Source organism: Rhodococcus sp. Ni2, from assembly GCF_021352185.1.
Taxonomy (GTDB): Bacteria; Actinomycetota; Actinomycetes; order Mycobacteriales; family Mycobacteriaceae; genus Rhodococcus_F; species Rhodococcus_F qingshengii.
In genome coordinates, this window is record NZ_WOXZ01000001.1 from 1,232,045 (window position 1) to 1,249,877 (window position 17,833).

The window sequence follows — 17,833 nt, forward strand, 5'->3', positions numbered from 1 at the left end:
TCCCCTCGCGGGCTTACTCGCTCTGACGCAACCGACCGTCAACCATTTCGAGGATGCGGTCGCAGTGCCCGAGCACGTCGTGATCGTGGGTCACCATGATCGTAGCGACGCCTGCCTCGTGAGTTTCGCGCGAGAGCAGTTCGACCACCTCATGGCTGCGTTTGCGGTCGAGAGCAGCCGTCGGCTCGTCGACGAGCAGTAGTGAGGGATTGCTCATCAATGCCCGAGCGATACCGACGCGCTGGCGTTCACCGCCGGAGAGTTGACCGGGTCGACGATCTGCACGGTGACTCATACCGACCGAGTCGAGCAACTCCTCGGGATCGCGACCCGGCCGCCCCGTGAGCTTGGGAATCAGCCGAAGCTGATCGCGCGCCGTCAGCGCTGGAATCAGGTTGCCGGACTGAAAGACGAAGCCGACCTTGTCTCGTCGAAGTTTGGCGAGAGCACGGGCCGGCATCGCCGACACGTCCACGCCGTCGATGACAATCGTTCCACTCGACGGCCGACCGAGTCCGCCGGCCACAGCGAGCAAGCTCGACTTTCCAGCGCCTGACGGTCCGACGATCGCGACAAGTTCGCCGCACGAGACCTCCAGGTTCACGTTGTCGAGGGCGAGCACGGTGGAGTCACCGTCACCGAATCGAAGACTGACAGCGGTCAATACCAATCCGGTTGTGGTCTTTTCGACTGTGGTCATCGGTTTTCTCCCAATGCGGTGAGCGGGTTGACACGGGTAACACGGACGATGGCAACGGCTGCGCCGACCAGCCCGAGTACCGCCAAGAGCACTGCGCCGTTGACGACTGGGCCGGACTCGAGGGCGAACGGCATCCCCCCGCCTTCGAGCCCCGAACCGAGCCCCAAGCCCAGCAACACACCGAGGCCGATGGAACCAAGCAGCACTACCAGTGCCTGCGCCATGCCGTCACGAAGCAGGAAGCCGGTAGAGGCTCCCATCGCGCGCAACACTGCGAGTTCACGACCGCGCTGAACCGTCCAGATACTGAAGAATGCACCGACCACCAGGGCCGAAATCGCGTACAGAAACGCCTTGATCATCGACATAGTCATCATTTCCGCGGAGAACCCTGGTGAGGAGTCGAAAGATTCCTCGAGCGTCTTTGCGGACGTTCCCGCCGCCGCATCGCCCGACACGAGATCCGGTAACGCGCCACCAATGCCCCGAATCGCAACAACACTTGCTTCGGAATAGGCACTGGCATTGGCGGTTTCGCCGATCTTGGCACCGGCGTGAACCTCCTGCCAAGTACGCAGGGGCAGGTAGGCGACGTCGACGTGACCGAAAGTGCGCTTGTCTTCGGTGAATCCGACAACTGTCAGCTCCGTACCGAGTCGATCGAGTATCACGGTGTCACCGATCGCAACACCGTCGTCACGGAAGGTAGAGCTGACGATGATGTCCGTGTCGGCTTGCAGCCCCCTCCCGTCGGCGGAGACGGGCTCGAGGAAGGAGCCAGGTTCGATGCCGAAGAGCGTGAGATCGACAGGCGTGCCACTGCGAGTTTTTGCATTGACGATCATGTTGCCGAAGAGCTCGGCATCTTGGACATCGGGTTGCATACGCCATGCCTGCGCCTGCTCCTCGGTGACGACCGAGCGCGAAAACGCCGAGTCGGCTTTGGTGTCCGGCGCGAAGGCAAACGCCTGAATCGGCGTCCGCTGCAAAGCGGAGACACCGTCATTTACCAGTCCGGACGAGAGGCCGGACAGAATCACCATCAGGATCGAGATGAGGGCAACCACGGCACCCATCAAGAGGAATCGATTTCGCGCAAACCACAGTTCACGCAGGGCGAGGAACATTCGGGAAGCTCCAAAGTCGTCGATACGAGTCACGCCGACTTTTATCGACGCCTTGTCGAAATCATATCGACAAGGCGTCGAAAAGCTATGTGAGGTGCGTTACTACTTCCCGTAGTAGACACTCGAGGCGCTGAGCGTCGTATCAGCCCCCGACGCCCACCGGTCGATCCCCGACAATCGAGATTCGATCCATCACACGACGAGCCGGGAAGTAGTCACTGGCCGCGTAGTGCTGGCAGGTCCGATTGTCCCAGAAGGCAACAGTATTCGGCTCCCACTTCAAACGGACCTGAAATTCCGGACGATTGACGTGGCGATACAGCATCGTGAGAAGTTCGTTCGATTCTTCTTCTGACACACCCAAGATCCGTTGCGTGAAGGTCATGTTGACGAACAACACCCGCCTGCCACTTTCCGGAATGATCCGAACCACCGGATGCTGCACAGCGGGGAACTTCGGACGCAACATCTCGACCGCATCCACCGGCATCGACCTGCCGAACGAGTTGATCCAATCGTGTTCTGCAACAAGCGGGTCGATACGCTTCTTGATGTCTTCAGGAAGCAGATCGTAGGCAGCTGCAGTATCGGCCCACAAAGTGTCACCACCCACCTCCGGCACCTCCACCGCACGAAGAACTGCTGCGAACGAAGGAAACTCGTGCCACGTAACGTCGTTGTGCCAGTTGTTCTCGACTCCGCCGACCATCGCATCCTTCGCCAGTGTCGTGACATCGACGTCCGTCTGCCCGGGCTGCGTGTACTTGAAGAACGGATGCTGTTCGAGATCGCCCCAACGCTCGGCAAAAGCTCGATGTTCCGCTCGGTCGAGGTCCTGATCGCGGAAGAAGAGGACTTTCCATTCGAGGAGAGCTCGGCGGAGTTCCGCAATCACGGCATCAGACAGACCCCGGCCGAGTCGAATACCGGAGATTTCCGCTCCGATCGTCGGCGCGACCGCCTTGACCGCAAGGTGTTCGTACGGTGCCGGAACTACCGACTCGGGATTCCGGCGAGCAACGAGTGGACCGTACGCAGCAAGCGGGTCGGTGGGGATCGGAAAGATTGTTGCCGCAGGAAAAAGGGTAGCCATCAGGGCACTTCCTCGAAATCGACGATGTCGTAAAGGACAAAGGTCAGATTAAGTTCGCCTCCTTAAAGTGTCAACGGTCACGTTCTCCGGCGCGAATCTTGACCCTGACGCCGCGTCAAGGTTGGAGAATGGTTTTCACAGACGGAATCCGATTCGATCACGGGAGGGCAGGGCGATGATGACCATCGGCGAGCTGGCCAAATTGGCCGGCACCACCGTCAGATCCGTGCGCTACTACCACTCGAACGGCCTTCTCGAAGAACCACAACGCCAACCCAACGGCTACCGCATGTACCGGGCGGTGGACCTGGCACGACTGAGTCGCATCCGCCGCCTGCGCGATCTTGGGATTCCTGTCGCCAAGATCGCCGAACTACTCGACGGCGACGCTCACGACACTCGGTCCGCACTCGATGCCCTCGACAAGGAATTGGCGACGAAAGCCGAACAGATCGCTGTTCAGCGTGCGCACATCGAGTCGCTACGCCGCAATGCCGATCCTGAACTACCCGACGCGTTTTCGGAAGTGCTCGCACAGTACGTCGTTGCCGGTGCGCCGACAGCGTGGATCGACAACGAGCGTGAACTTCTGATCCTCGCACTCACGGTCTCCGGGGGCGATCCCGAGGTCTGCGATTCACTCCTGTCCGCCCATCGCCGGGTATTGGCCGAGCCGAACCGCGAGCAGGCCATCGAATTGATAACTCGCATGTATGCCCTCGCCGACGCACCAGCAGACGCGGACACGATTGCGGCCCTTGCCATTCAGTTCTGCGACTTCACCGAGAGCGTGCTACCCGAACAGGCTGCACCGGAGGACGCTTCCCCCACCCGACTGGTAGCGGTACTGCGCGAACACCAAGCGGATCGACGAACCGTCACCCAGGAAAGATTCGCGAAGGCCGTGGCCGCGGAGTTCGCCGCCCGCCAATCCCGAACCTGAAAACCCCTGATCAACCCCCACATTCGAAGTGGGGTGACCAACACTGCCCGAAAATGGGCTCAACACAAGGACACGACAATGACTGGATTCACCATGCCCAGATCACGCATGCCTCGACCACGAAGGTGGCTGGCTACCACAATCGCCGCTGCCGCACTCGCCGTACCTGCATTGGCGGCGTGCTCGGATCCTGCTACTCCGCAGGAAGATCCACAATCGAATCTCAGCGCGTTCTACGAACAGGATCTCGAGTGGGGGCCATGCGCCACAGATACCGGAACGTCGACCGCAAGTGAATGCGCCATGGTCACAGTACCTTTGGACTATTCCGCCCCTGGCGGCAAGACGATCGAAGTGGCGATCTCGCGGGTCGCATCCACCGACCCCGCACAGCGACGCGGGATCCTGCTCACCAACCCTGGTGGCCCGGGTGGCCGAGGACTGGGATTGCCCGAGATTCTGAATGCGGGCATGACACCGGAAGTCGCAGCGGCATACGACGTCATCGGCATGGATACCCGAGGACTCGGCAAGAGCACACCGATCGACTGCGGCGTCGAACAGATGACATGGATGCGGTCACCGGGCACCACGGACGAGGGATGGAACGAGAGTGTTGCGCTCGCACGCAAGGCCGCTGACACATGCTGGGACAAGTACCCGGACTATCTGCCGCACATCAATACTCAAAACATCGCCCGCGACCTCGACGTGATTCGTGGCGCCCTCGACCAGGAGAAGGCGTCGTACTTCGGGTGGTCGTACGGCACATACCTCGGTGCAACCTATGCTCAAATGTTCCCGGACAGGATCGACCGTGTGGTTCTCGACAGTGCACCGGATCCGAAGAAATACGGATACGAGATGTTCCAGGACATGGGCCCGGCCAACGAGAAAGCGATCGACGGATTCTCGCAGTGGGCAGCAGAACACAACTCCACCTATGCACTCGGATCGACGCCCGCCGAAGTTCGCGCCCTCATCGAGAAGCTGATCTCGGACGCGGCCACCACTCCGATACAGATCGGTGATCATGCCGTCGACGATCACGTCCTTCCATTCCTGATGTACGTCAACGGAACCGGCGACACCGAGAAGGAAAGTGAGGCATTCGCACAGGTATTGGTTCAGTTGCGCGATCTCGCCGCAGGCAAGACCGTCGAGAACATCCATCCCCAGCTGACGGGATTGATGCAGGCATGGTTCCAGACCGAACTGGGAACCGGTCCTGACTATGCCGGGACAATCGCCATCGTCTGCGGAGACGTATCGATGCCGAGCGATCCCCAGTGGTACCGCAACAAGTTGGAGGAGCACCGTGATGATCAGCCGATCTTTGCCGGCACACACAACACGATCATGCCGTGCGCGTTCTGGCGCAGTGAGGCCCCTACGCGGATCGACATCGACAACAACGTTCCGGCATTGCAGATCCAGGCAACCGGTGACACCCGCACGACGTACGACGAAGGCCTCGGCATGCATGAAGCGATGAAAGGCTCACGGCTCGTGACAGTTCCAGGCCGCACTCATGCGGTGTTCCCCGGCTACGCGAATACTTGCGCGAACGCCGCCGTCAACTCGTACCTGCTCGACGGCTCACTGCCGGCCGAAGACGTGGTGTGCGAGTCGTGACCTCAGCCCGTCAGCTCGCTCTTGATCTCGTTCTTGAGAACTTTGCCGACCTTGGAGCGAGGTAGATCGTCCCAGACGATGACTTGCTTCGGAGTCTTCACACTTCCGATGCGAGCCTTCACGAAAGCCATCACCTCGGCGCCGTCGATGTCGGCGCCGAGGTGCGGTTGCACCACTGCCACAACGCGTTCGCCCCACTTGTCATCCGGCAACCCGATCACTCCGCAGTCCTGAATCCCCGGATACGCCATGAGTGCCTGCTCCACCTCGACCGAATAGACGTTGAAACCGCCGGTGATGATCATGTCCTTCGCACGGTCGACGATGAACAGGAAATTGTCCTCGTCCAGGTATCCGATGTCGCCGGTGTGATGCCAGCCGTGGGCTGACGCTTCCGCGGTTGCGTCGGGGTTCTTGTAATAACCCGCCATCACCAACGAACTGCGAATCACCACCTCACCACGCTCGCCACGTCCGAGCAGCGTGCCTTTGTCGTCCATGATCCCCACGGTCACCAGCGGCGACGGTCGACCGGCCGAGGAAAGTCGTGACGTTGCGACAGTGCCGTCCGGGCCGAAGTGCTCCTTCGGTGACATCGTCGAAATCATCATGGGGGCTTCACTCTGCCCGAACAGCTGAGCCATGACCGGGCCGATCTTGTCGATCGCTTCCTCTAGCCTGGTCGGGGAGATCGGCGCCGCTCCGTACCAGAAGCATTGCAGCGAGCTACGATCCGTTACCGCGAGGTCCTCGTGCTCGAGCAACATGTAGATGAGCGTCGGCGGCAGGAAGGTGTGAGTCACCTTGTGCTTCTGAACGTTCGCGAGGAAGTACCCGAGGTCGGGCTTCGGCATGATCACTACTTCGCCGCCGAGGGCCATGATCGGGAAGCACAGAACACCGGCGGCGTGAGTCAGCGGTGCCAGCGCCAGATACACCGGGCGCCCCTCGAACGGATAACTCATCAAGGTGATTGCGGTCATCGTCTCGATGTTGTGCCCGGTCAACATCACTCCCTTTGGCCGTCCAGTTGTACCACCGGTGCCGACCAGCATGGTGACGTCGTCGGGCGCCGCGGCGTCGAGTTCTTCTTCCCCGAGCCAGCTTTCGAGGGACTGTGCCGAATCCCACTCGCCGTCGATACAGACGAGCGTCACCAACTGGGGAAGAGCATCCTTGATCTGGTCGACGAGCGGCGCATAGGACTTCTGGAAGAACAGAGCGCGACAATCGAACAGATCCAACAGGTCTCGGTTTTCCGCAGCTTCGTTGCGAGGGTTGATCGGGCACCAGACTGCGCCAGCCCTACTGATACCGAATACGCAGGAGAACGAGATCGGGTCATTTCCGGACAAAATCGCGACCTTCTCGCCCGCCGCGATGCCCGAAGCCGCGAGCGAAGCTGCGAAGCGTCGGCTGAACTGTTGCACCTCGCCGTAGGAGAGAGTGCGCTCCCCCATCGTCAAACACGGTGCAGTGGAACCAAGAGAGGCTCCCTTGTCGAGATAGTCGGTCAAACGCATGGGGAGCCTCCAGGGCGGGGCCCCCGGCGTGCTACACGCCGGGAGCCGTGAACATGATGACGAGGACGACGAGTTAGGCGTTGATGGTTACTTCCGGCTCCAGAGCCAGCCCGAAACTACGTAGCGCGCCGAGCAGTTCGCGATGGCCGAACGCCTGGCAAGCCGAGGCAAGCCCGGTCCGCTTCGGCGCCTGCTGGAGCAGAGAATGCGCTGCATAGGCGTGCAGGAGGCCCGTCTGCTTGTAGTTACAGTTTCCGTGGATCACGACGTGCGAGCGACCCAGCGGGCCCGACGCGTATACGGAGTCGAGTGAGGTGTTGATGCGCGGATTTTCACGAGGGGGCATACCGGCCTGAACCGATCCGGCGATCTCGGCCAAGGCGGCTTCCTGCTCGTCGGCGGGCAGGGTCTTGATCTGCTCCTCCACGATCTTCTGCGTCGCGACAACGCCTTCCATCACGGTGCGGTCGAACACTCCGCCCGCAGCCTTGACGTTGGAAACTCGCGGATCGTTCTTGAACCACACCGGGTGGCATGTTCCGCCCCACGGCAATGCAAGCGCAGTTTCGTGCTGGCCCGGAACGACGACGTCGAAAGTCTGGCCGGGCGCCCACTGCACGTACTTGTTCTGCTCGAGGTAGTACCAGTTTGCCTTGAGGATGGTGAAGATCGTCTGAGTGGACGCGTAGGTGGGAAATCCCTTCCACAGCACGAGGATGTCGAGCGTATCGAGGCCCGGTGTTTCCAGTGCGATATTGGCCGCGATCTCACCGGTGGTGTACATCTGCGCGATACCGGGCGAGAGGAGCAGGCCCTTCTCCTGGTACTTGTCGCTGAACTTCTCCTGGACGTCGAGTACCCAGTCCTGCTCACCGGTTGTGTCCATGTAGTGGCAACCGGCATTCAACGCGGCCTCGACGACGGTCCCGCCGAGCTTGATGAACGGCCCGACCATGTTGCTGACAACCTGTGCACCGGTGAACAATTCGGTGAGAGCCTCGACCGTGTGCTCGACCTCGACGACTTCGTGATCGACGGTGTCCAAACCGGGGATCTTGTCGAGGACCTCTTGGATGCGAGCGGCGTCGCGGCCGGCTGCGATGAACGGGATGTTGAACTCGCGCAGGTATTCACACACCAGACGGCCGGTGTACCCGGAGACGCCGTAGACGATGACGGGCTTCTTTTCGGACATGTTCGTGGAACCTTTCGAAGACGTGAGAAGGGTGTACGTACGAATGAAGGGCGAGCTACATGCCCATGCCACCGTCGACGGGGAGGCCGATACCGGTGATGAATCGCGCGGCGTCGGAGGACAAGAACACAACGGCGTCAGCCATGTCGTTCACTTCACCGAGGCGGCCGAGCGGGGTGAGGCCGATGACGTCTCCGACTGCTGCTTCGGCGCTGGGCCAGAGACCGAGCTTCTCCATGTCCGCCGCGAGTCCGAGACCCATCTCCGTGGCGACAAGACCCGGGTAGATGCAGTTGACGCGGACTCCGTAGCCGAGCTTGCCCGACTCGGCGGCGGCAACTCTGGTGAAGCGATCGACCGCGGACTTGGTCGCGGAGTATCCACTGATCCCGGGAAACGGAATGGTGGCGGCCACTGAAGAGATGTTGATGACGGAACCGCCGGTTCCGGCTACGCCACCCGGACGCATGCTGCGCAGTCCGTGTTTGGTTCCGAGCGCCGTTCCGAGGATGTTGACCTCACACATACGGCGGATGTCGTTCGGATCGAGGTCGACCACCAGCGAGGAAATCTCGATGCCTGCGTTGTTGACGAGGATGTCGAAGCCGCCGAGAGTCTCCGCGGTGGCGGCGACTGCCTCTTCCCAGTTGGCGTCGTCGGTGACGTCCAGCTTTACGAAGCCGGTTTTGACTCCGCCCGAACCAACAGCCTCTGCGGTGGCACGACCCTCGTCTTCGAGAACGTCGCCGATCATCACTGACGCCCCCGCCTTCGCCAACGCCTCAGCCATTCCGGCTCCGAGCCCCTTGGCACCACCTGTGACCAGTGCTTTTCGTCCCTCGAGATCAAACACGCTCATTTTCGACTGCCTCCATGACTGAAACGACTCTCGCGATGCCACCGTTCACAGCGACGCTGCCAAGTGGTGTGAGTCACAGAGTATTCAACTTTGGACGAGTGTCAAGATAAATCTTGACGACTGTCAAGATTTTGTTACACGCTCGTCAAAGACCAGGGGTTACACTGATTCGGACGCGGTGATCGTGCCGCTGTGGAAACCGCAGGGAACAGGACGTGCCATCGTGACCACGACAGTCGAGAAGCCTAGTGAGGCAGGGAAAAAGGCTGCACCTAGCTCACCGGGCCAGCAGTCCGACTCCGCCAAGCGGTCCAACGCAGACAAGGTGTCGCGTCGCCAGGTCGACAAATTCTCCGAGCGACGTGATCAACTCGCCGAGGCCGCACTGCAAACCCTGGCCGAATTGGGCTACGCACGCACGAGCCTGCGCGAAATCGCCCAGAATTCGGAGTTCTCCCACGGCGTCCTGCACTACTACTTCAGCGACAAGGTCGATCTCATCACCCACTGCGTGCGCCACTACAAGGCACGCTGCGTCACCCGCTACGACGGCATCGTCGCCACCGCGAAGACACCGGAGGAACTGAAAACCGGTTTCGGCGCACTGCTCGCCGAGACCATGATCGAAGAACCCACGATGCACCGCCTCTGGTACGACCTGCGCGCGCAGTCGATGTTCGAGGAGTCGTTCCGAGCCGACGTCGCCGCGATCGACGAGAGTCTCGAAAACATGATCTGGCGCATTGTTTCTCGCTACGCCGAGCTTCTCGACGTAGAGGCATCGGTCACCTCGGCGGCGATGTACGCAATCTTCGACGGCCTGTTCCAGCAGAGCCTGCTGCGCCATCTGTCCGGCGATCAGACTGCCGCAAACTATCTTTCGGTGAGCGTCCAGCAGATGCTGCCCCTGGTAGTGCCCACTCCCTGATCAGCGAGCAGCGATGCCTTCCGCGACGTACCTGGCTCCGCGATCGAATTCTCCGACCACGTCGTAATCGGCGTCTTGCCGCCAGAAGCGGACCAACGCTCCGTACGTACCACCGATCATCTGTGCGAGAAAGAGCGGCGGGTAGTCCGATCTCACTTCGCCGGCTTCGATACCGGCAGTGACGATCCGCAGAAGTTCCACGTGGAACCGATGATCGTGGGCCGCCCCCGCTCCGGAGGAGGCGAAGTCGCGCTCGAGTTCTGCAGTCACCATGCGCAGATAGCGCGGGTGCATGATCGCTTGCTGCGCAAAGTCCTGAAAAATCCGGGAGATCCGATCAGAAGTCGGCATCGGCGATTCCATGAGCTGATCCACCAGTGCCGCAAGCTGATCGAGATGATCACTGTGCAACGCCTCGAGAACCGAGTCCTTGCCCTGGAAGTAATTGAAGAAGGTGGCTCGCGACACCTCGGCTCGCTCGGCGATGTCGTCGACGGTCGTGCTGGCGAAACCCTGCGCCGAGAACAGAATTCGAGCAGCCGAGAGCAACCTGTCGTTGGTGTCGCGCTTGTTCTGTTCTCGTTTGGAAATCACGTCGACCTGCCCTTCTCCGCCTCAGAACACAGTCTTCGCCACAGTCCGGAATGTGTCCAATGTCCGTCCCGTCAGGTGACGCACCTCCGCCTCCGATAGGTGGACTACAGTCCAATTATGTCGACTGTTTCCACCGAACGCCATGACCGCGTTCTCATCGTCAGGATCGAACGCGAAGAACGCCGTAACGCGATCAACCGTGAGACTGCCGAGGGAATCGAAGCCGCGCTGAATCTTCTCGACGACGACCCTGATCTGTGGGTCGGCATCATCACCGGAACCCCCAACATCTTTTGCGCCGGAACCGATATCCGAGAGCGGGCCGACCTTCGCATGCCTCGCGGCGGTGAGTACGGCGTCATTCGGCGCCGGCGGAACAAGCCCCTGATCGCTGCAGTCGAGGGCTATGCGCTTGGTGGCGGTTTCGAAATTGCACTGACCTGCGATCTGATCGTCGCCTCTGCCACAGCGCAATTCGGCCTTCCCGAAACCAAACGCGGTCTGGTTGCGACGTCCGGCGCACTCTTTCGGGCTCCTCGCGCGCTTCCGATCAACGTCGCCCGTGAACTCTTGATCACCGGCCGCACACTCGATCCCGAACGGGCAAAGGACCTCGGCGTCGTCAATGCAGTCACTGCCCCTGGTAAGGCACTCGACGAGGCACTGGTGATGGCAGCGGAGATCTGCGAGTCCTCCCCCACCTCCGTGAGTCTGAGTCTGAAGGCCATCGAGGCTCTCTACGCCGACGCCGACGCCGACGGATGGAAGGTCACCGACGACGCCAAGGACGCAGTGTTGCGCTCTCCGGACATCGCCGAAGGACTCGACGCTTTCGCCAATCGTCGGACACCCCGGTGGAGCGGACTGCCGCCCGCATGACAGACCACAATCCGAGACAGATTTCCTATACGTCTGGTCGGAAAGGGTATGAACCGGTTACAGTCTCTCCTGTGACGGGAATCGGCGCATACGAGACGGGCACGCTGCTGACGCGGCGGCGCCATGTCGACTTTGCGCATGTCTGTACATCCGGGTGTCCGATCTACTGATCGGACCTACGACGTGAGCGCCGCTCACGTCGATACTCGTATGTACACCCAGATCAGGGGACATTTCTGTCATGACCACCGCCTCCATCTCACACCTGAGTTCCGTCGTAGCAGCCAACGCCGACGCCATCGACAAAGACGCCAGCAAAGCGCACGTCGTATTCAAGGCTTCCGCCCAGGCGCACGACGCCGTTGCCAGCACCATTTCTCTCGGTAAGTACAGCGTCGAGGTCGACGAGCCGCCGGCCCTCGGCGGCGAGAACACCGCAGCCAATCCTGTCGAGTACTACCTTGCTTCCCTGCTCTCCTGCCAGGTGGTCACCTACCGCGTCTGGGCGGACAAACTCGGTATCGCTCTCGACGACATCTCGGCCAGAGCCGAAGGTGACCTCGACGTTCGTGGATTCTTCGGCTTCGACGACGCCGTCCGTCCGGGATTCTCCGAGGTCCGCGTGGTCGTCACCCTGACCGGCCCCGAAACCCGCGAGCGCTACCTGGAACTGCAGGAAACGGTCGACGCCCACTGCCCCGTACTCGATCTCACCCGCAATCCCGTCCCAGTGCATACAGTCGTCGAAACCGCCTGACCCGCACCAACCCACCTTCACCACGGAGTATGAATTCATGAGCGAGAACACCCCCGTCGATACCGATCCGACCGCCGATTGGTCGTTCGAAACCAAGCAGGTCCACGCCGGACAGGGCCCGGACAGCGCTACCAACGCTCGGGCGCTTCCGATCTACCAGACCACCAGCTACGTCTTCGACAACACCGACCATGCGGCGGCGCTCTTCGGCCTCGCCGAGCCGGGCAACATCTACACCCGCATCATGAACCCGACGCAGGACGCCGTCGAGCAGCGCATCGCCGCCCTCGAAGGCGGAGTCGCGGCTCTGCTGGTTGCGTCCGGTCAGGCCGCCGAATCCTTCGCGATCCTCAACCTCGCCGAGGCCGGGGACCACATCGTCTCAAGCCCTCGCCTGTACGGCGGCACGTACAACCTCTTCCACTACACGCTGCCCAAGCTCGGTATCACCGTCGACTTCGTCGAGGACCCGGACAACCTCGATCACTGGCGTGAGGCAATCCGTCCGAACACCAAGGCGTTCTACGGCGAAACCATCTCCAACCCCAAGAACGACGTGTTCGACATCCCCGGCATCAGCGCAGTCGCCCATGAGCACGGCATCCCGCTCATCGTGGACAACACGGTCGCAACTCCGTACCTCATTCAGCCGCTGAAGCACGGCGCCGACATCGTCGTCCACTCCGCCACCAAATACCTTGGCGGACACGGCACCGCGATCGCCGGCGTCATCGTCGACGGTGGCACCTTCGACTGGACCCAGGGACGCCACACCAACTTCACGACCCCCGACCCCAGCTACCACGGCGTCACCTTCGCCGATCTCGGCGCACCCGCCTACGCCCTCAAGGCACGCGTTCAGCTTCTGCGCGACCTCGGCTCGGCCATCGCACCGTTCAACGCCTTCCTCATCTCGCAGGGTATCGAGACACTGAGCCTGCGCATCGAGCGCCACGTGTCCAACGCCCAGAAGGTCGCGAAATTCCTCGAGGGCCGCGCCGAAGTCACGTCGGTCGCATACGCCGGACTGGAATCCTCGCCCTGGCACGAGCGCGGAAAGCAGCTGGCTCCCAAGGGAACCGGCGCCATCGTCGCGTTCGAGCTCGCCGGTGGAGTCGACGCAGGCAAGAAGTTCGTCAACGCACTGACGTTGCACAGCCACGTCGCCAACATCGGCGACGTTCGCTCACTCGTCATCCACCCCGCGTCGACGACGCACTCGCAGCTCACCCCCGAGGAGCAGCTCGCTTCGGGCGTCACCCCGGGGCTCGTCCGCCTTGCGGTCGGCATCGAAGGGATCGACGACATTCTCGCCGACCTCGAAACCGGTTTGGCCGCAGCAGCTTCCTGATCTATCGCACGAAAAAGCTCGGCCCCGATATGCATTGGGACCGAGCTTTTTCGTTGCGTAAGAGCTAGCTCTTGGGAGTGAACGCGGCCAGCGGTTCACTCTCGGACCAGTCATGGCCCCAGTAGCTGTCGGCCGTGATTTCCTCAGCGGTGTAGAAGGCTTCGTCGACAAGCATGCCTTCGCAGCCGAACTCCAGATCCCATCCACCCGGTGCGCGCACGTAGAACGACACCATCTTGTCGTTCGTGTGGCGACCCAACGTCGAGGAGATCGAGAAGCCGAGCTTGGCAACACGATCGAGAGCCTGACCGACGGCGTCGAGAGTCTCGGCTTCCATCATCAGGTGCACGAGACCGGGCTCGTCAACCGGCGGCGCCGGGCACAACGCCAGGCTGTGGTGGCGCTGGTTGACACCCATGAAGCGAACGCGGCGAGCCGGCGGCGGCGCATCGATACCGCCGAGACGGATGGAACCGCGCGGGAGGAATCCGAGCACCTCGGTGTAGAAGGTGTATGCCTCGTCGAAACGCGTAACCGGAAGCACCACATGGCCGAGGCCCTGATCGCCGGTGACGAAACGGCCGCCGTGCGGGGTGACCAACGGGCTGTGGTCGAGTACCGGTCCGAAGAAGACCTCGACTCGGTTGCCGTTGGGATCGTCGAATGCGATGACCTGCTCGGCATCGCGGTAGCTGGCGTCGACCTCGGAAAGAACCTCGACCTCGACTCCGGCCTTCTCCACTGCTTCACGAACACGCTGGAGCGCGAACTGATCTCGCACTTCCCAGCCCACTGCGAGAGCCTTGTCCGTCTCACCGGGCAGGACGATCAGTCGCGCACGACGCTCGTCCAGGCGCAAGTAGAGGCCGTCGGCTTCCGGGCCACTACCGACCGCGAGGCCGAGTCCGTCGACCACGAGCTCGCGCCAGCGAGCCACGTCCTGCGTTTGGATCCTGAGATACCCCAGGCCCCGAATTTCAGTCATGCCTAACCGTCCTTGCTTCGAAAGTATTTGTGGGACTAGATCATCGAGCGGTGGATACCCTGCGGTTCGCCACCGAGCTGCGAGAGCGTCGACGCATGGAAAATGGAACCGGGTACGTGGATCGCATGCGCGAGACCGGCATGAGCGTCACGCCAGAACCGCTGCATCGGCGTGTTCAACTGCAAAGCCCCACCACCGGAACGAGCAAAGATCTCGTCCACCGCACGCACCGCCCGCCACGCAGCAGCAGTCTGCGTACGCCGACCGATCGCACGAAGCTCGAACGAAACTTCCTGCCCCTTCTCCGTCATGTCCCAGAAACGATCCACCGTCTCCAAGATCGCAGCCCGAGAAGCAGCGATCTCGGCCGCCGCCTCACCGATCGCGAACAGCACGTACGGATCTTCCTTGATCGGAACACCACTGACCGTCACCCGCTCACGCTGCGCCGCCATGTTGCACGCCAGCGCACCTTCGGCGATACCGATCAACGACGAGGTGATCCCCAACGGGAAAATGCACGAGAACGGGAACTTGTACAACGTCTCCGTACGACCCGCTTCCTTCCACGCCGTCCCGTCGTACACCTTTCCGGCGTCGATCGTGCGGTAGGTGGGCAGGAACGCGTCCTTGACGATCAGGTCCTTCGACCCGGTTCCGCGCAGGCCCACGACATTCCAGCTGTCCTGGTCGATGTCGTAATCGGAGCGCGGCAGCAGTACGTGCAGGTGCTTCGGCGGCATCAACGGCTTGCCGGACTCGTCACCGACCATCGCGCCGATCATGATCCAGTCACAGTGATCGGTGCCGGACGAGAACGACCAACGACCGTTGAGGATGTACCCACCCTCGACCGGCCTCGCCACGCCCATCGGCGCATACGGTGACGCCATCCACGTATCGGGATCGGTTCCCCACACCTCTTCCTGAGCCTTGCGGTCGAAGAACGCAAGCTCCCACGGATGCACACCGACGATGCCGCTGACCCAGCCCGTGGCACCGTCCATCGCGCCGATAGCCATTGCCGTCTCGGCGAATTCACGCGGATGCGCCTCGAGGCCACCGAACTCCTTCGGCTGGAACATCCGGATGACGCCGGAGTCGCGCAAGCGCTTCGCGCTGCCGTCCGTCAAGCGCATCAGCTTGTCACCCTCGACTCCGTCGGCGCGGATCTCGTCGGCGAACTGTGAGATGTTGTCCAGAACCTGACCCATGATTTTTCCGGCTTTCTGGTTTCGCTACCCGGCGAGTGCCTGGGCAGAATGAAAATCTGTTGGTGAAACGGTGGCAGGTAGCCCACCGAAGTGCAGAAACGCTTCCCGGTGAGTGGGAGCACCCCTGTGCGCCTTTTTGGTAGTGGGGGCTACCAGAAAGGCGCACGGGCCTTACTTGCCTTCTGGACGCGTCAGAAATGCCAGAACGGACGCGACCCAGGCGTCGCGAGCTTCGATCATCGTCCAGTGTCCGCAGTTGGGGAAGATGTGAACTTCGCCGTTGGGGATGTCGCGCATCGGCAGAATCGCCATGTCCACGGGGCTGACGCGGTCGTCGCGTCCCCAGGTCAACAGCGTCGGCGCCTTGATCTTGTTCAGCTGCGCCCAGTACGGCACGGCGGTCGACGCAGCGGCAGCCGCGCCCATGGCGGCCATGGCCTTGCTGCTGTACATACGACGGGCGATCTCGAGCGTCGTCGGCTCGGTGGCCAGGGCCCAACGCTCTTCGATGAGCTGCTCGGTGACGACGGCACGGTCGAAGACCATCGAATGCAACCAGCGGACCAGAGCTTCGCGGGTGGGGTTGTCGGTGAACTCCATGAGGAGTTTGATGCCTTCACCGGGCCCCGGCGAGAAGGTGTTCTTTCCCATGCCGCCGATGGTGACGAGCTTGCTCACCCGGTGCGGCTCGTCGATCGCGACCTTGGTGGCGACGATGCCGCCCATGGAGTTACCGATCATGTGGACCGGGCCGAGGCCGAGGCCGTCGAGGAACATCCCGACCGACGCCTGCGCCATCATCATCGGATGGTCGGGGCCGGGATCGCTGACGCCGAATCCGGGGAACTCGAGAACGTAGCAGTGGAAGTGCTTCGCGAAGTCCGCGAGAACGCCGCGGTAGTTACGCCAACCGGTGACGCCGGGGCCCGATCCGTGCAGCAGCAGGAGCGGCGGGCCGTCGCCGGCTTCGTGGTACCGGAGCACACCGAGATCGGTCTGCAGTTCCTTCAGAGTTCCCTCGTAGCTCAGTTCAGTCGTCATGGTCCGAACGGTGCCATCAGTACCGCTGAGCTGCTATGACTCGTCCCGATCAGCGAGACAAGTCGATCAAAATACGTCAGATCCAGTGGTCGGACGACGCTGCCAGCAGGCGATCCATCGTCTCCGCCGAGAACGTATTGGTCGGAACGGGAGGCGTTTTGCGGCCGCGGCGAGGAGCACCCAGTTCGGGGTACAGCGTCCGTGAGACCTCGCGAGCCGCGTCGACGACCAGCGGAGCAACTCGCTCGAGCTGAGCGGTCCGCATGTCACCACACAACGCGATGCTGCCGACGGGACCCTCGTGTCCGCGAATTGCCGAAGCCACACAAGCGACTCCACGCGCTGACTCCCCGCGTTCGAAGGCCAGTCCCCGACGCTGACGGATGCGGTTCAGTTCCTGGTGGAGCACAGCGACGTCGGTGATCGTGTTCTCGGTGCAGCGGGGAAGAGAAGCCCCGAACAGAGCGTCGACGCGCTCGGGGTCGATCCACGCCAGCATCGCCTTGCCACCAGCCGTCGAATGAGCGAGCACTCTGCCGCCGACGCGGGACGGGAGCGCCGCGGCGAATCGTCCGCCGACCTTGTCGAGATAGACGCTCTCGCGTCCGTCGAGCACCGACAGGTGAACGACCATGCCGGTCTGCAGGTGCAGTTCGTGCAGAAGCGGTGCAGCGGCTTCGCGGATCTGGCTGTGGCCGCCGTCGCCACCACCGAGGCCGAGCGCGCGACGCCCGAGGCAGTAGCCGAACGATGCGTGATCGACCCAGTCCAGCTTGACCAGCTGATCGAGAATGCGGTGGACCGTGGAGCGCGGCAACTGAGTACGGCACGCGACCTCTTCCAGCGTCAGCCGCGCGGCGCGGCCGTCGAATGCGTCGAGAATCAGTGTCATCCGCTCGACCATCGACGGCGGCAGATCCTTCTTGGGTTGCCCACCGGCAGTCTGGACGGTGGACAGTGTGTCGTTCATGTCAACAATGGTCATGGACGCCTCCCGAAAACTGGAATT

The 17,833-nt window shown here is 61.9% G+C and carries 17 protein-coding genes; 6 read left to right on the forward strand and 11 right to left on the reverse strand.

The window, feature by feature from the left end; genetic code table 11:
• Positions 1–13: 13 nt before the first annotated feature.
• The 3 genes from GN300_RS05860 to GN300_RS05870 form a co-directional block, all read right to left on the reverse strand.
• Positions 14–700: an ABC transporter ATP-binding protein gene (locus GN300_RS05860; protein ID WP_003939803.1), complete on the reverse strand. Its 687-nt coding sequence runs from the start codon at positions 698–700 to the stop codon at positions 14–16.
• The gene (locus GN300_RS05865; RefSeq protein WP_030536958.1) at positions 697–1,827 is read right to left on the reverse strand and encodes an ABC transporter permease; all 1,131 of its coding nucleotides are present in this window, start codon (positions 1,825–1,827) and stop codon (positions 697–699) included. The genes GN300_RS05860 and GN300_RS05865 overlap by 4 nt, the downstream gene beginning before the upstream one ends.
• Positions 1,828–1,969: 142 nt before the next feature.
• The gene (locus GN300_RS05870; protein ID WP_063315763.1) at positions 1,970–2,920 is read right to left on the reverse strand and encodes a TauD/TfdA family dioxygenase; all 951 of its coding nucleotides are present in this window, start codon (positions 2,918–2,920) and stop codon (positions 1,970–1,972) included.
• A gap of 175 nt (positions 2,921–3,095) precedes the next feature.
• Here GN300_RS05870 and GN300_RS05875 point away from each other — a divergent pair, with 175 nt between their 5' ends.
• On the forward strand, positions 3,096–3,863 hold the full coding sequence (locus GN300_RS05875) for a MerR family transcriptional regulator (protein WP_063315762.1): 768 nt from the start codon (positions 3,096–3,098) through the stop codon (positions 3,861–3,863).
• 78 nt (positions 3,864–3,941) lie between these two features.
• Complete coding sequence (locus GN300_RS05880; protein WP_063316038.1) at positions 3,942–5,498, forward strand: alpha/beta fold hydrolase; 1,557 nt, start codon at positions 3,942–3,944, stop codon at positions 5,496–5,498.
• Positions 5,499–5,500: 2 nt separating this feature from the next.
• On the opposite strand, the gene GN300_RS05885 is transcribed toward GN300_RS05880, so the two are convergent.
• The 3 genes from GN300_RS05885 to GN300_RS05895 all read right to left on the reverse strand — a co-directional run bounded on the left by GN300_RS05885 (position 5,501) and on the right by GN300_RS05895 (position 9,075).
• Positions 5,501–7,021: an AMP-binding protein gene (locus GN300_RS05885; RefSeq protein ID WP_063315761.1), complete on the reverse strand. Its 1,521-nt coding sequence runs from the start codon at positions 7,019–7,021 to the stop codon at positions 5,501–5,503.
• A 73-nt stretch (positions 7,022–7,094) separates the two neighbouring features.
• The gene (locus tag GN300_RS05890) at positions 7,095–8,216 is read right to left on the reverse strand and encodes a DUF5938 domain-containing protein (RefSeq protein ID WP_003940189.1); all 1,122 of its coding nucleotides are present in this window, start codon (positions 8,214–8,216) and stop codon (positions 7,095–7,097) included.
• 55 nt (positions 8,217–8,271) lie between these two features.
• Positions 8,272–9,075 carry an SDR family NAD(P)-dependent oxidoreductase gene (locus tag GN300_RS05895; protein WP_007732778.1) on the reverse strand — a complete coding sequence of 268 codons (804 nt, stop codon included), beginning with the start codon at positions 9,073–9,075 and terminating at the stop codon, positions 8,272–8,274.
• 325 nt (positions 9,076–9,400) lie between these two features.
• On the opposite strand from GN300_RS05895, the gene GN300_RS05900 reads away from it, so the two are divergent.
• Positions 9,401–10,003, forward strand: a complete 603-nt coding sequence (locus tag GN300_RS05900) for a TetR/AcrR family transcriptional regulator (RefSeq protein WP_030536953.1) — start codon at positions 9,401–9,403, stop codon at positions 10,001–10,003.
• Here GN300_RS05900 and GN300_RS05905 read toward each other — a convergent pair whose 3' ends face one another.
• Positions 10,004–10,597, reverse strand: a complete 594-nt coding sequence (locus tag GN300_RS05905) for a TetR/AcrR family transcriptional regulator (RefSeq protein WP_003940428.1) — start codon at positions 10,595–10,597, stop codon at positions 10,004–10,006. It abuts the gene before it with no gap.
• Between the two features lie 117 nt (positions 10,598–10,714).
• Between GN300_RS05905 and GN300_RS05910 the strand changes: the two genes are divergently transcribed.
• The 3 genes from GN300_RS05910 (at position 10,715) to GN300_RS05920 (ending at position 13,584) form a co-directional block, all read left to right on the forward strand.
• On the forward strand, positions 10,715–11,476 hold the full coding sequence (locus GN300_RS05910) for an enoyl-CoA hydratase-related protein (protein WP_063315760.1): 762 nt from the start codon (positions 10,715–10,717) through the stop codon (positions 11,474–11,476).
• A gap of 241 nt (positions 11,477–11,717) precedes the next feature.
• Positions 11,718–12,233: an OsmC family protein gene (locus GN300_RS05915; protein WP_007732784.1), complete on the forward strand. Its 516-nt coding sequence runs from the start codon at positions 11,718–11,720 to the stop codon at positions 12,231–12,233.
• A gap of 37 nt (positions 12,234–12,270) precedes the next feature.
• A complete protein-coding gene (locus GN300_RS05920; RefSeq protein WP_019745377.1) occupies positions 12,271–13,584 on the forward strand; it encodes a bifunctional o-acetylhomoserine/o-acetylserine sulfhydrylase in 1,314 nt (437 codons plus the stop codon).
• A 64-nt stretch (positions 13,585–13,648) separates the two neighbouring features.
• On the opposite strand, the gene bphC is transcribed toward GN300_RS05920, so the two are convergent.
• From bphC to GN300_RS05940, 4 genes are all read right to left on the reverse strand, one after another.
• Positions 13,649–14,569, reverse strand: a complete 921-nt coding sequence (gene bphC, locus GN300_RS05925; protein ID WP_003940493.1) for a biphenyl-2,3-diol 1,2-dioxygenase — start codon at positions 14,567–14,569, stop codon at positions 13,649–13,651.
• A 35-nt stretch (positions 14,570–14,604) separates the two neighbouring features.
• Positions 14,605–15,783, reverse strand: a complete 1,179-nt coding sequence (locus GN300_RS05930) for an acyl-CoA dehydrogenase family protein (RefSeq protein WP_003940250.1) — start codon at positions 15,781–15,783, stop codon at positions 14,605–14,607.
• 171 nt (positions 15,784–15,954) lie between these two features.
• Positions 15,955–16,824 (reverse strand): alpha/beta fold hydrolase, encoded by an 870-nt coding sequence (locus GN300_RS05935; RefSeq protein ID WP_003940235.1) that lies wholly within the window; start codon positions 16,822–16,824, stop codon positions 15,955–15,957.
• Between the two features lie 76 nt (positions 16,825–16,900).
• On the reverse strand, positions 16,901–17,809 hold the full coding sequence (locus GN300_RS05940) for an IclR family transcriptional regulator (RefSeq protein WP_007729442.1): 909 nt from the start codon (positions 17,807–17,809) through the stop codon (positions 16,901–16,903).
• Positions 17,810–17,833 lie beyond the last annotated feature (24 nt).

Bases quoted from the DNA above. Each gene is read 5' to 3' on its own strand.
- GN300_RS05890 (WP_003940189.1), bottom strand. From the start codon at position 8,216: ATGTCCGAAAAGAAGCCCGTCATCGTCTACGGCGTCTCCGGGTACACC.
- GN300_RS05930 (WP_003940250.1), bottom strand. From the start codon at position 15,783: ATGGGTCAGGTTCTGGACAACATCTCACAGTTCGCCGACGAGATCCGC.
- bphC (WP_003940493.1), bottom strand. From the start codon at position 14,569: ATGACTGAAATTCGGGGCCTGGGGTATCTCAGGATCCAAACGCAGGAC.
- GN300_RS05940 (WP_007729442.1), bottom strand. From the start codon at position 17,809: ATGACCATTGTTGACATGAACGACACACTGTCCACCGTCCAGACTGCC.
- GN300_RS05935 (WP_003940235.1), bottom strand. From the start codon at position 16,824: ATGACGACTGAACTGAGCTACGAGGGAACTCTGAAGGAACTGCAGACC.
- GN300_RS05865 (WP_030536958.1), bottom strand. From the start codon at position 1,827: ATGTTCCTCGCCCTGCGTGAACTGTGGTTTGCGCGAAATCGATTCCTC.
- GN300_RS05880 (WP_063316038.1), top strand. From the start codon at position 3,942: ATGACTGGATTCACCATGCCCAGATCACGCATGCCTCGACCACGAAGG.
- GN300_RS05885 (WP_063315761.1), bottom strand. From the start codon at position 7,021: ATGCGTTTGACCGACTATCTCGACAAGGGAGCCTCTCTTGGTTCCACT.
- GN300_RS05870 (WP_063315763.1), bottom strand. From the start codon at position 2,920: ATGGCTACCCTTTTTCCTGCGGCAACAATCTTTCCGATCCCCACCGAC.
- GN300_RS05915 (WP_007732784.1), top strand. From the start codon at position 11,718: ATGACCACCGCCTCCATCTCACACCTGAGTTCCGTCGTAGCAGCCAAC.
- GN300_RS05860 (WP_003939803.1), bottom strand. From the start codon at position 700: ATGACCACAGTCGAAAAGACCACAACCGGATTGGTATTGACCGCTGTC.
- GN300_RS05910 (WP_063315760.1), top strand. From the start codon at position 10,715: ATGTCGACTGTTTCCACCGAACGCCATGACCGCGTTCTCATCGTCAGG.
- GN300_RS05920 (WP_019745377.1), top strand. From the start codon at position 12,271: ATGAGCGAGAACACCCCCGTCGATACCGATCCGACCGCCGATTGGTCG.
- GN300_RS05875 (WP_063315762.1), top strand. From the start codon at position 3,096: ATGATGACCATCGGCGAGCTGGCCAAATTGGCCGGCACCACCGTCAGA.
- GN300_RS05895 (WP_007732778.1), bottom strand. From the start codon at position 9,075: ATGAGCGTGTTTGATCTCGAGGGACGAAAAGCACTGGTCACAGGTGGT.